This window comes from Herbaspirillum sp. meg3, assembly GCF_002257565.1.
In the GTDB taxonomy this organism is placed as follows: Bacteria; Pseudomonadota; Gammaproteobacteria; order Burkholderiales; family Burkholderiaceae_D; genus Herbaspirillum.
In genome coordinates, this window is the sequence record NZ_CP022736.1 from 2,889,068 (window position 1) to 2,901,632 (window position 12,565).

A 12,565-nucleotide genomic window follows, 5' to 3' on the forward strand; every position below is an offset into this window, starting at 1 on the left:
TTCACTCTTCATCAGACGCCTACCTGTGCTGGCGCAGAAATCGCTCTGCCTGCAGGATCACTGGTTTGTCGATCATCTTGCCGTTCAACGAGATTGCCCCACCGTCGCTTTTTGCCACTGCATCCATGACGGCACGCGCCCAGACCATCTCTTCATCACTCGGCAAGAAGCCTTGGTTGACGACGTTCACTTGTCGGGGATGAATACACAATTTCGCTCCGAAACCGCTGCGCCGCGCCCGACTGACCGCAGCGGCCAGAAACGGCTCGTCGTCAAAACTCGTCGTCACGCCATCAACAGGCTGGGCAATATTCGCCAGCCTTGAAGCGATCACCATCTCGATACGCAGATGCGACAGTTCGCCCTCCAGCGGTTCGCACTGAATGCCAAGATCGACTTGCAAATCGATGGAACCGAACGCCAACCGCTCGACGCGACCGGCTTGTGCAATCGGACGCATCTGCGCGATGCCGGCTGCGGTTTCGATCAACGGCAGCACGCGTGCCTGGCTGTGTGGGCCGGTGAAGTGTTGAGCGATATGACGAATCGTGTTGCAATCCTCAGCTTTGGGCAGGACGATGCCGGCGATCCTTCCCGCAAATGCGTCGGCGAAGCAACGGACGTCATCCGCATGCCATGGCGTGTCAGCCGCATTGATGCGCACCCACAAATTCACTGGCGGCGGCTCTTGTTGAGCGAGCCAGTCCGATAAGGTGTCCCTTGCCTGCGTCTTGAGCGAGGGCGCAACCGCATCCTCCAGATCCACGATCACGGCATCGGCACCACTGTCCAATGCCTTGACGTAGCGATCTGGCCGATTGGCGGGAACGAATAAATACGAACGGGCCGAAGCTGGGGATGACATCAGATTGCTCCGCGCTCGCGCATCTGCTTGATCTGCGCCTGCGCATAGCCAAGTTTGCCGAGGATGGTATCGGTATGCTGGCCCAGCGCAGGAATAGGATCCATGCGGAAGTCGTACGTATTGTTGACGCCCGGCGGCAGCAGCGCCGGCAACGTTCCTGCCGGTGATCCGACTTCGGCCCAGCGCTCACGCGCCGCCAGTTGCGGATGCTGCCAAAGATCTTGCATGGTGTTGACATGCGCGTTGGCAATCTGCGCGTCATCGAGACGGGCCACTACCTGCTCCGCCGTCAGCGGTGCAAACATGTCGAGGATCAGTTGCCGCAATTCAGCGCGATTTTCATGACGGCGGGAATTGGTCGAGAAGCGTGCATCCTGTGTCAGGACTGGATTCTTCAACACTGATTCGCAAAACACTTTCCACTCGCGCTCGTTCTGCAGCCCCAGCATCACGACTTTGCCGTCGCCGGCCGTGAATGGGCCGTAGGGATAAATCGTGGCGTGTTCCGCACCGGAACGCACCGGCGCCGATGCGCCCTGATAGGCGTAGTACATCGGAAAACTCATCCACTCCGTCAGCGACTCCAGCATCGACAAATCGATATGGCTGCCGACGCCGTCGCGGCCACGTTTGATCAACGCTGCCAGGATGTGCGAATAGGCATACATGCCGGCGGCAATATCGGCGATGGAACAGCCAGCTTTCGCTTGCTCATCGGCCGTTCCCGTCACCGACAGAAACCCGGCTTCGCTCTGAATCAGCAAGTCATAGGCTTTCTTGTCGCGATAAGGGCCATTCTCGCCGTAGCCTGAAATATCGCAGACGATCAGACGCGGATTCTTCTTGTGCAACACCGCTGCCGACAAGCCCAGCCCTGCAGCCGCGCCGGGAGCAAGGTTCTGTACCAGTACATCGGCTTCGGACAACAACTTGTCAATGATGACCTTGCCCTCTTCGTCTTTCAGATTGAGCGTCAGACTTTCTTTGGAGCGGTTGGTCCAGACAAAATGCGATGAGAGACCATTGACGCGTTCGTCGTAGCCGCGTGCAAAGTCACCGACGCCGGGACGTTCTACCTTGATCACCCGTGCGCCCATGTCGGCCAGCTGGCGTGTGCAGAACGGTGCGGCGATTGCATGTTCGAGGCTGACAACGGTGATGCCTTCGAGAGGACGTAAGGATTGCATCATGATTTTTCTCTTGCCTGAAAAGTGGATAGAAACGACCGCATCAGCACATCAGCATGTCAGCGCATCAGAACGAGCGTGGCAATCCGAGGATGTGCTCAGCCACGTAGGAATAAATCAGGTTCGTGGAAATCGGCGCGACCTGATACAGACGCGTTTCTCGGAACTTGCGTTCGATATCGTATTCGCAGGCGAAGCCAAAGCCACCATGCGTTTGCAGGCAGACGTTAGCGGCTTCCCACGATGCCTTGGCAGCGAGGAACTTCGCCATGTTGGCCTGCGCGCCGCAGGGTTGATGCGCGTCAAACAGTTCGCAGGCCTTGAAGCGCATCAGGTTGGCCGCTTCCAACTCGATATAGCTGTCCGCAATCGGAAACTGCACGCCCTGATTCATACCGATAGGCCGGTCAAAGACGATACGTTCCTTGGCATATTGCGCCGCCTTGTCGATGAACCAGTAACCGTCGCCGATACATTCGGCGGCGATCAGCGTACGCTCGGCGTTGAGACCGTCAAGGATGTATTTGAAGCCTTTTCCTTCTTCACCGATCAGGTTTTCAACCGGGATTTCCAGGTTATCGAAGAACAGTTCATTGGTCTCGTGATTGACCATGTTGAGTATCGGACGTACGGACATGCCGTTGGCGATGGCATGTTTGAGGTTGACCAGGAAGATCGACATGCCTTCTGATTTCTTCTTGACCTGATCAAGCGGTGTGGTGCGTGCCAACAGAATCATCAGATCGGAATGCTGGATGCGCGAGATCCATACCTTCTGGCCGTTGACGACATACCTGTCCCCCTTCTTCACGGCCACGGTCTTGATCTTGGTGGTATCGGTGCCGGTCGTCGGTTCGGTTACGCCCATCGACTGCAGACGCAGTTCACCGCTGGCGATCTTCGGCAGATAGAATTGTTTCTGCTCTTCGGATCCATGACGCAGCAAGGTCCCCATGTTGTACATCTGGCCGTGACAGGCGCCTGAATTGCCGCCGGTACGATTGATTTCTTCCATGATCACAGACGCCTCCGTCAGCCCCAGACCTGAGCCGCCATATTCAGCAGGGATCAGTGCCGCCAGCCAGCCGGCCTTGGTCAGTGCATCGACGAATTCTTCAGGATAGCCGCGGGCTTCGTCGACCCTGCGCCAGTACTCCGGCGGAAAAGTATTGCAGAGATCGCGCACGGCATCGCGCAGGTCTTGATAAGCGTCCGACTGATGAGACATGGATGATTCCTCTGTTCACTATTTGGTTATTCGACTGATGAAGTATTGAATGACTTGTTCATGCCAGCACGGCCTGCGCCTGCATCGCCAGTTCGCCACGCAGGTTCTGCGCCCAGAGTTCTGCGCTCTTGCCATCGGCTGACAATTTTCCACAGACCTCGAAGGCTTCGGTGTCGAACAGACTGCCGACCGCACGGAAATTGAATTCCACCAAGCGTGCCAACGGCAAGCTGCGTCCCAGCAAGTCGACCAGAAAAGTGGCAATCAACGGGCCGTGCACGATCAGTCCGGGATAGCCTTCAACGCCTGTGACATAGCTGCGGTCGTAATGGATGCGGTGGCCGTTGAAGGTCAGTGCCGAATAGCGGAACAGCAGCACCGGATCCGGCTCAATGCGGCGGCGCCAGTCGGCTTCCGTCGGCGCGGCCTTCGGTGCGACCGGCGCGGCGCCCGGTTGCGGCATGTCGCGATAGACGATGTCGTGTTCTTCGTAGACGGCGAGCTGGCCGTTGTGCGCGATCTCATGTGCGACGGTGACAAAAGCCAGATCGCCGGTCTTGCCCTTCTTGACATCAACGCTGGCAATGCGCGAGGTCTTCACCGCGGTTGCACCGATCGGCAACGGCGCGGGGAAGCGCAAACGTCCGCCCGCCCACATGCGGCGCGGCAGCGGCACCGGAGGCAAAAATCCACCACGGCGTGGATGGCCGTCGTCGCCCACCCCGGACTGACGGCACACTGTCCAGAAATAAATCCAGTGCCACAGCGGCGGCAAAGCATCGCCCGCGGCCGGCGCCTGTGGATGATCCAGCGTCGCAGCCAGCGCCGCAGCGAAGGCCGGATTGATGGTGTCGCTGTACGACTCTGTCTTGCCTATCCATTGACGCAGTAGCGTCAGGTCGATGTCATGCGTGCTCATGTGCGTGGCCCGTCTTTGTCACTCAGTGTTTAGTTTCTGCAGGTATCCGTATCCAACCCGCCATGAAGCTGGATGATTCGGGAACGCACAGAGTCTGAGCGCCGGACGTTGTCAAAACAATCTGTATTTTTTGAAGGGGGGCATCGTCTTTACTGAAGTCACATATGTGCGATTGCAGCAATTTTCACGATCAAACCAGATTGCGTAAGCCACACGACGTGTTGCAGTCGCCACACGAAAATCTGCTGCTATAGTGCGCCATGGCAAATTTCTGTTTAGTCAGCAAGAGCCTGCTTTTGAATCAATAACTCCAAGAGAGACCTATGAAGAAAAACCATCTGATATCGCTGATCGCTGCTCTGGCGTGCACCACCTCCGCAGCGTCCTTCGCTCAAACCACACCGGCAGCACAAGCTGACAACGCCTTGTTGCAAGCCGCACAAAAACGCAAGGATCCGTTGATCAAGGATCTGACGACGTTGGTCAATATCGATTCCGGCACAGACGATGCCAAAGGTCTCGGACAAGTGGAAGCCGTGCTGGCGCAGCGCCTGAGAGAAGTCGGCGCCAGCGTCGAAATCGTCGCCGCACCACCGGCTGCTGGCAAAATGGTGATCGGCAAATTACAAGGCAGCGGCACCAAGAACATCATGCTGATGATTCACTTCGACACCGTATTCGGCGTTGGCGAAGCCGCCAAGCGCCCCTTCAAGATCGTCGGCAACAAGGCTTATGGTCCCGGCGTAGCCGATGCCAAAGGTGGCGCACTGTTGATTGTCTATGCGCTCGACATCGCACGTGAACGCGGATTCAAGGACTACAAGACACTCACTGTTTTATTCAACCCTGACGAAGAGAAAAGCTCGCTCGGTTCACGTGACATGATCACCAAATTGTCGGCAGATCAGGATTACGTTCTGGTGTTTGAGCCACCGGAAGCTGACGTTGTGACGGTCGCTACCAACGGCATCGCCTACGTCCACCTGGACGTCAAGGGCCGCGCCTCGCATGCAGGCTCCGCACCGGAAGCGGGCCGCAACGCGGCAGTCGAACTGTCCAATCAGATCATCCAGTTGAAGGATCTGGGCAGCCCCACCAAAGGCACCACGGTCAACTGGACCGTGATTCAGGCCGGCGACCGCGTCAATATCATTCCTGAAAAGGCCAGCGCCACCGCCGACATGCGCATGTCCGACGTCACCGAGATTCAGCGTGTGCAAGCCGATGCCGACAAAATTATCCAAAAGAAGCTGATCCCGGAAACCGACGTCAAGGTTAAGGTTGAAAACCGTCGCCCGCCATTCAGCAAGAACGCTGAAAGTGATCGCCTCGCCGCAACCGCAGACAGCATCTACAAAGAACTCGGCAAGTCGATCACGCCGGTCTCGATGCGTTACGGCACCGATGCCGGTTTCGCCTATCATCCTGAAACCGGAAAGCCCGTAGTCCTTGACGGTATGGGCATCGTCGGCGACCGCATCCACTCTTCCGATGAATGGGCCGATCTGGATAGCATTGTCCCGCGCCTGTATCTCACGGTGCGCATGATGGAAGCGATGGGAAAAGGCAAGTAAGCGTCCCCCCAGAGTAAGCCAAAGCGGGCTTTCAATAGCCCGTTTTCTCCGCCCCACTTAGTTTTGCACTCTTACTTTCTGATTTTTCGTCGCAGGAGAACACCATGAAGGTCAAGCGCATCGTCGCCAACATCCAAACGGAAACCGTTGATCGTGCCAGATCGTTCTATCGCGATCTTCTCGGACTCGATGTGCTGATGGATCACGGCTGGATCGCCACCTACGGCTCCGACGAACAGATGAGCGTGCAGATCAGTTTTGCTTCGCAAGGCGGTTCCGGCACGCCGACACCTGATTTATCGATAGAAGTAGACGATATTGAAGCTGCCCTGGCACGCGTCAAAAAGATGAACATTCCGCTTGAATATGGCCCCGCCGATGAGCCATGGGGCGTACGCCGCTTCTATATCCGGGATCCCTTCGGCAAACTGATTAATGTCTTGGCGCATCACTGAAGTCGGATCATCGCCGTCAAGCAGGATGACAGTTAGAAACCGTCGGAAGAATTAAACAAGCGAAAATAGCAGCACAAACAACAAAGGCGTAATATAAGTCTGAATAAAACAGACCGGTCCCATCAACCCGGCGACCATTTCAGAGAGACTCCGACATCATGCTATTCGACCTGACCGACCTGCGCCTGTTCATTCTGATTGCCGAACTCAACAGCCTCACGCGCAGCGCCGAGCGCATGAACATGTCATTGGCGGCGACCAGCAACCGCATCAAGGAGCTGGAAACACGCTTCGGCATGCGCCTGCTCTATCGCGAGAGCAAAGGCGTACAACTGACACCCGCCGGTCAGACCTTTCTGAGCCATGCGCAGCAATTCATGCAGCAAGTCGAACGCCTCAAAGGCGATATGCAGCAATACAACAATGGCATCAAGGGCTACATCCGCATTTTCGCCAACACTACGGCAGTGACGGAGTTCATGCCCGAAATCCTCGGTAAATTTCTCACACTGCATCCGCAAGTCAACGTCGCGCTGGAAGAACGGCTGAATCACGACATCATGCGCGGCATTCAGGAAGGCACCGCCGACATCGGCATCGTTGCCGGCCCGGTGCAGGGAGAGGGATTGGAGATACTGAATTTTTCCACTGATCGCCTGGTACTCGCGACGGCGCTGGAGCACCCACTCGCAGGTGCCGGCAAGGTCGCTTTCGCGGAAACGCTGGAGTACGAACACGTCGGTCTGCATGAAGGCAGCACGCTTCATCACTTCCTCAACCGCATCGTGTCGGAAAGCGGACAGCGCCTCAAATTGCGCATTCAAGTACGCAGTTTTGAGGCCATGTGCCGTATGGTGGAAACAAATGTCGGTATCGGTATCGTGCCGCACTCAGCCGCGCTGCGCCACAAACAAACCATGCAACTGAGCCTGACGGAATTGACCGATCCGTGGAGCGTGCGCGAGCGCAGCATGGTGGTTCAGAATCTGGACGCCCTGCCCCTGTATGCGCGTGACCTGGTGGAATTCATCAAGCAGCAGACGGCGCAAGTACCGCCGGTGCCGGTGGAAAAGGAAGCAGCCTGATTTAGCAATGCAATGCGCTTAGCCGTGGGTCATCATCCACAGGGCAATGGCGATTAAAGCGCCGCAGAACAGCATCCGCAAACGCCGCTCCGGCAAATGATGGGCCAGCGCTACACCCCAGGAAATACTCAACATACCGCCCAGCGCCAATGGGATTCCGATACTCCAGTCGACGTGTCCCGCACTGGCATAGGTCCATAGCGCCACCAGCGTACCCGGCGTCACCATCGCCAGGCCCAGACCTTGTGCTGCGGTCTGCGTCATGCCAAATAGTCCAACCAGTCCCGGCACCGCCACGATCGCACCGCCGACACTGAAAAAACCCGCTGATGCCCCTGCGGCAATCCCCATCAAGAAGATGTATTTTTGCGGCAGACGTGCGCGTGGAATCATTTCCTTCTGCTTGCGCATTAACGTCCACAAGTAGTACACGGCGAGTACCACCATAAACAGTGCAAATGACAAATGCAATGAACGCGCATCAATCGACGTCGCGAAGCGTGCCGAAAAATACGTCATGAACACCGCCGGAATCGCCATCTGCAAGGCAGATCCGAGTTCAATCTTGTTGCGCTGTTTATAGCGCCAGAAACCGATGACCACATTCGGTACGATCATCACCAGTGCGGTCCCCTGTGCGAGCTGCTGATCCATTCCATACAAAAATCCCAAAACAGGAATTGCGATCAGTCCGCCGCCGATGCCGAATAAACCACCGATTGCGCCAAGCACGCCGCCGAGAAAAAAGTTAACTATTACGGTGAAATACAAGGAATGCATCTGGAACTCATTTCGTGAATAGGCGTGAGTGCGAACGTGTCCTGTTTGGGATGTAGTGCAAGGCGTGCCGTTTGCCAAGACTAGGCGTCTTGGCAAGCGGCACAACGCAGCAATACACCCAAAGAGGCCGTTCCCAAAGGGTTCTTACTCAAAGAGGCGCTGGCAAGGCGTGCGACGCGTCCAGTGCCTCTTTGAGTAAGAACGCATCTCACGCATATTCGCGAAATGAGTTCTCGGTGTAAAGTACGCACTTGGCTGGACAAGTCCCGTCGAAAGACCGAGAAGACTTGCCGAGCTGGCGAACCAAAAAGGAGATAGACGTGAATAATGGAAGTAGCGGCGTTCTGGTTGTTGTACTTGAAGCGGGCGTTGTCATCATTATCGCGTTGGCGATTTACCTGATCCGCAAAAAATAAAACGGACCGTAACCGCGCCCTCCCAAGCTGTCAGCCAGTTTATCAGCCAGACCTCGCCGTCACAAGCGAAGCACACGATCTGCTCAGAAGCGCCGGATGAAAAATTTTAATCCGGCGAAGCAAGGTATCGATGCGCCAGGACCTTTCATCAATGTATGAAAACCCTGATGTGACAACCCAACACTAAGGACTCAAGAATTATGGATCTCGGACTACAAGGAAAAATCGCCCTCGTCTGCGGCGCAAGCAAAGGTCTCGGTTACGCCAGTGCCGAACATCTGGCGCGTGAAGGCGCGCATGTCGTCATCGTCGCACGCGGCCAGGAAGCGCTGGACCAGGCCGCCGCCAAACTGCGCGCACTCGGCAACATCAAGGTGATCGCCGTCGCCACTGATATCGCAACACCGGAAGGCCGTGCAAAAGCGCTCGCCGCCGTCGACGAAATCGCCGGCGAAAAAGGCCACGGCCCCGACATCCTTGTCAACAATGCCGGCGGCCCTCCGCTGGGCGACTTCCGCGATTGGGATCGCGAGATCTGGCTCAAGGCTATTGACGCCAACATGCTCACGCCGGTCGAGCTAATCAAAGCCACTGTCGATCAAATGATCGCGCGCGGCTGGGGACGTATCGTCAACATCACCAGCAGCTCGGTCAAAGCACCCCGCTACGACCTCGGCCTGTCCAACGGCGCCCGTTCGGGCCTGACCGGCTTCGTCGCCGGAGTCTCGCGCCATATCGCCAAGAGCGGCGTAACCATCAACAACCTGCTGCCGGGCAGCTTCGAAACCGATCGTCTGCGCAGCAGCTTCGTCGGCTCCGCCAAACTGACCGGCGAAACCCCCGAAGAAGTCCGTGTACAGCGCATGGCCGAAACACCAGCCGGCCGCTTCGGCGACCCGGACGAATTCGGCGCCACCTGCGCCTTCCTCTGCAGCAAACACGCAGGCTATATCAACGGCCAGAACGTGCTCATGGATGGCGGCGCTTACCCAGGTATTTTCTAATCCAGCCTTTTCCCAAAAAGCAAAACGGTAGCAGCCGGGCAACTCATGTATAATGCGCGGCTTGCGCAGGAAGGTTGGCAGAGCGGTTGAATGCACCAGTCTTGAAAACTGGCGAGGGCGTAAGCCCTTCGTGAGTTCGAATCTCACACCTTCCGCCACAGAGCTCCAAGTCGTTGATTTCATGTATTATCAAGGACTTTTTACAACGAGCTGGTACAAATGAGTAGTACAAGGAAGCAGTCTGAGGCCTCGACCAAAGGGGTCAAGTTGCCTTCAAATCTTCAAAAAATAAAAAGCGGTTACCGATTCCGCAAAAGCATTCCTGCCGACGTCCGGCACATTATCAAACAGACAGAATTTATACGGGCACTCGGTAAAGATTACCGACAAGCAGTGCTCGAATGCGCAAAACTGGAAGCCGAAGTAGCCCAGATGATTGAGGCCGCTCGCAAAAAACTAGAGGTAGGAAGTACAAGCGAGCAGTTTTTGAAAAACGGGAAGCACAAAGTGCTTCCTGGGGACTCGCCGAATCTCAGCGGCCACGCTGCTGCGCTATTTTTGTCCGGCCTGGACGCAGACCTCAATAAACGACGCACCGGTCAATTGGATGAAGCAGAATTCGCTGACCTATCACAGACCTTCGATTCCATGCTCCAGAAAGCCAATTTTGCCATCGCATCAGGCAACGTCTCGGCTTATCCTCAAGTCATACATCAGTTGTTATATCTACAGGGCTACGACGTTCAAGCCACTGCAGAGCAATGGCAAACGATTGCTTATGATTTCGTGCTAGCTGCGAAACCAGGAATCGAAGCATTGGTACAACGGCAGGCCGGCAACCTCCTTCAGCCAGACATATCCGAATTCTCTGAAAAAGACCCTGGGCCGGCTTGGTTACTCGATATCAGTACCCGTAGAAAGCCTGTCGCCACTGCTGAATCTTCTCCCGCGACACTATCCAGTGTTGTACCGCACTACGAAAAACACCTGGCTAATTATGGTCGTAAGACGCAAACAACGAGACTATCCTGGTGGCAGGGCTTAACAGACTTTTGCAAAGACGCGGCTTTGTCTGAGGTGACATCAAACGACATCTACAATTTCTTTGAAAGTCGTTTGGATGCCGCAGAAAAAGGCTGGAGTATGAAATACTGCAATCAAGTTCGCAGAGAATTTAAAGTGGTTTTTTTTCTGGCGAAGACAAAGAATCTCTGTATAAATAATCCTGCAGCGGACGTTCTCGCCATGCCGAAAATTCCGGATATAGATGAGAATAATCGGAAGAAGCCTCGGTTCCCCTTCACAATCGGGCAGCTAAATAATCTCTACGCATCAGAATGGTACAACCCTGATTCTGAAAGCTTCAAAGGAAAAATGAAATGGGATTTATCCGCTAGGTATTGGATACCTCTCATCTGTCTTTATCACGGCCTGCGCGTGAGAGAAGCGACTCAAATTCGAGTCTCGGATATAGTTCCTGGCGAGCATCCGTTACTTCGCATTCAAACTGAAGAAGGCAGCAAAAAGGACGGCGACTCAGAATCGGCTCTACCTGTCCGTCGCGTAAAAAACGAAGCCTCAAAACGAGATGTGCCGATTCATCCTGTCTTACTTGAGCTTGGCTTTATGGGCATGGTAAGCGAAGCCAAGTCTCGAGGCGCCACCTCTCCATGTTTTCCTTCTGCCCTTCCAGACCGAGACAGCAAACATCCCATATGGGGACGCGCATACGAGCAGAGTTTTCTTCGCTATGTGCGAGATAAATTGAATTTCGGAAACGGCTATGGCAACCACAGTTTCAGACACACGCTTGAAGATTGCTTGCGAAATATTCAACTGGATGACGTCTGGCCCGCAGGTTTAGGTCAGTTCTACTCAGGCCGAGCGTTACCCGGCGATAGAGATATGGATTTGTTCAGAGTAGTAGGTAGCGAACGGCATTACGGAACAGGCTACATCGCCACCCGCGTCGTTCAATACGTGGCAAGAATTCAATACGACGGCCTCAAGCTTCCCAAGCCTTATAAAGAATGGCTCGATGGAAAACCATCTGTCGCGGGCAATCTCATCGTGATTCTGAATAGAGATTGGGGCAGTAAATGGAAATGAGATTTTAATAAAGAGCAACCAAGTGGCCAGCCACCCTATTCAAATTTATGGATGTCGTGGCTGAACACGCAAAATGCACTGGCAATGAACTTGTAGCATCGCGGCCTCCCCTGCCGCGGTGTCGTTTCCTTTTCTACCAAACTTTCATCAACTCCCTTCCTCTCGCAATGGCCACTCGGCCCTTGCTAAGCCGCTAAGCTGCTTGGCTCTAATGGATAAAAAGAAAATGTTACCCAAAAACAACGAATGATATAACGTTAAAAACGCGTTCTGCCAAGTATGAAAATATTTTCGTTGTGCGGCTCTGAATCTCGTTGTTATCGTAGTTCACCGCGCACTACTGCGAATAAATTAAGTCAGTGGAGTGCGTCGAAATCAACTTGGAGCTTTCATGAAAAAACATCCCGAATGGTTAGCAAAAGTACAGACCATCAACAGTACGGCCGCGACTCGAAGAGCTGCATTGAAATTAGCCAACGCAAAAACCACCCGCGAGCTAGCTACTGCCAAGCGGTCGTTGGTTGCAGTTGCATTGACTCAATTGGCAAGGCAATTGGCGGAGGAAATTTATGCGCCGGTAGGTGGCAAGCCCATTCGCCGTGCGAGTTGCCGTTGACCCTACCTAAGGACATCTTGAGCGCTTGCGTTCATGACTTCCGCTCCGACTTACTGCGGCAATCCGTTTGAAACGAACTTCAACCGTCTATGGCAGTTGCACCTTGAAACACCAAGGACCGCATTTGCATGCGGTCCTTGGCGCAAACCATACTTAGCAGGTCGGGCGCTGAGCCGTGATAGTCCGGACTATCACAGGATGGTTTGGAGTAATTACGTGCGGCCGACCTCCCACACGTGACGGCGTTATGTCCTCGAGTTGAGTTGCCGTCACTGCAGTATATGCACTAGCGCATTAGATGATTGCAGAAAACCATCGCGCAAGAAA

At 54.8% G+C, this 12,565-nt stretch carries 11 protein-coding genes and 1 tRNA gene; 7 read left to right on the forward strand and 5 right to left on the reverse strand.

The window, feature by feature from the left end:
• Positions 1–19 precede the first annotated feature (19 nt).
• From hmeg3_RS12900 to hmeg3_RS12915, 4 genes are all read right to left on the reverse strand, one after another.
• Entirely contained in the window at positions 20–865 is an 846-nt protein-coding gene (locus hmeg3_RS12900) for a CoA ester lyase (RefSeq protein ID WP_094564074.1), read from the reverse strand.
• Positions 865–2,055, reverse strand: a complete 1,191-nt coding sequence (locus hmeg3_RS12905) for a CaiB/BaiF CoA-transferase family protein (RefSeq protein WP_094564075.1) — start codon at positions 2,053–2,055, stop codon at positions 865–867. The genes hmeg3_RS12900 and hmeg3_RS12905 overlap by 1 nt, the downstream gene beginning before the upstream one ends.
• Before the next feature lie 64 nt (positions 2,056–2,119).
• Positions 2,120–3,280 (reverse strand): acyl-CoA dehydrogenase family protein, encoded by a 1,161-nt coding sequence (locus hmeg3_RS12910; protein ID WP_094564076.1) that lies wholly within the window; start codon positions 3,278–3,280, stop codon positions 2,120–2,122.
• Positions 3,281–3,338: 58 nt separating this feature from the next.
• Positions 3,339–4,199, reverse strand: a complete 861-nt coding sequence (locus hmeg3_RS12915; RefSeq protein WP_094564077.1) for a MaoC family dehydratase N-terminal domain-containing protein — start codon at positions 4,197–4,199, stop codon at positions 3,339–3,341.
• 323 nt (positions 4,200–4,522) lie between these two features.
• Between hmeg3_RS12915 and hmeg3_RS12920 the strand changes: the two genes are divergently transcribed.
• The 3 genes from hmeg3_RS12920 (at position 4,523) to hmeg3_RS12930 (ending at position 7,313) form a co-directional block, all read left to right on the forward strand.
• On the forward strand, positions 4,523–5,773 hold the full coding sequence (locus hmeg3_RS12920; protein WP_094564078.1) for a glutamate carboxypeptidase: 1,251 nt from the start codon (positions 4,523–4,525) through the stop codon (positions 5,771–5,773).
• A 104-nt stretch (positions 5,774–5,877) separates the two neighbouring features.
• Positions 5,878–6,228 (forward strand): VOC family protein, encoded by a 351-nt coding sequence (locus hmeg3_RS12925; protein ID WP_094564079.1) that lies wholly within the window; start codon positions 5,878–5,880, stop codon positions 6,226–6,228.
• 158 nt (positions 6,229–6,386) lie between these two features.
• Positions 6,387–7,313, forward strand: coding sequence for a LysR family transcriptional regulator (locus tag hmeg3_RS12930; protein WP_094564080.1), 927 nt, complete (start codon positions 6,387–6,389; stop codon positions 7,311–7,313).
• 18 nt (positions 7,314–7,331) lie between these two features.
• Here hmeg3_RS12930 and hmeg3_RS12935 read toward each other — a convergent pair whose 3' ends face one another.
• Positions 7,332–8,093 carry a sulfite exporter TauE/SafE family protein gene (locus hmeg3_RS12935; protein WP_094564081.1) on the reverse strand — a complete coding sequence of 254 codons (762 nt, stop codon included), beginning with the start codon at positions 8,091–8,093 and terminating at the stop codon, positions 7,332–7,334.
• Between the two features lie 616 nt (positions 8,094–8,709).
• Between hmeg3_RS12935 and hmeg3_RS12940 the strand changes: the two genes are divergently transcribed.
• From hmeg3_RS12940 to hmeg3_RS24720, 4 genes are all read left to right on the forward strand, one after another.
• Positions 8,710–9,513 (forward strand): SDR family oxidoreductase, encoded by an 804-nt coding sequence (locus tag hmeg3_RS12940; protein ID WP_094564082.1) that lies wholly within the window; start codon positions 8,710–8,712, stop codon positions 9,511–9,513.
• Positions 9,514–9,581: 68 nt separating this feature from the next.
• Positions 9,582–9,671 (forward strand) — tRNA-Ser (locus hmeg3_RS12945).
• A 61-nt stretch (positions 9,672–9,732) separates the two neighbouring features.
• Positions 9,733–11,622 carry a DUF6538 domain-containing protein gene (locus tag hmeg3_RS12950; protein ID WP_094564083.1) on the forward strand — a complete coding sequence of 630 codons (1,890 nt, stop codon included), beginning with the start codon at positions 9,733–9,735 and terminating at the stop codon, positions 11,620–11,622.
• 391 nt (positions 11,623–12,013) lie between these two features.
• On the forward strand, positions 12,014–12,238 hold the full coding sequence (locus tag hmeg3_RS24720; RefSeq protein ID WP_157739263.1) for a hypothetical protein: 225 nt from the start codon (positions 12,014–12,016) through the stop codon (positions 12,236–12,238).
• Positions 12,239–12,565: the final 327 nt, after the last annotated feature.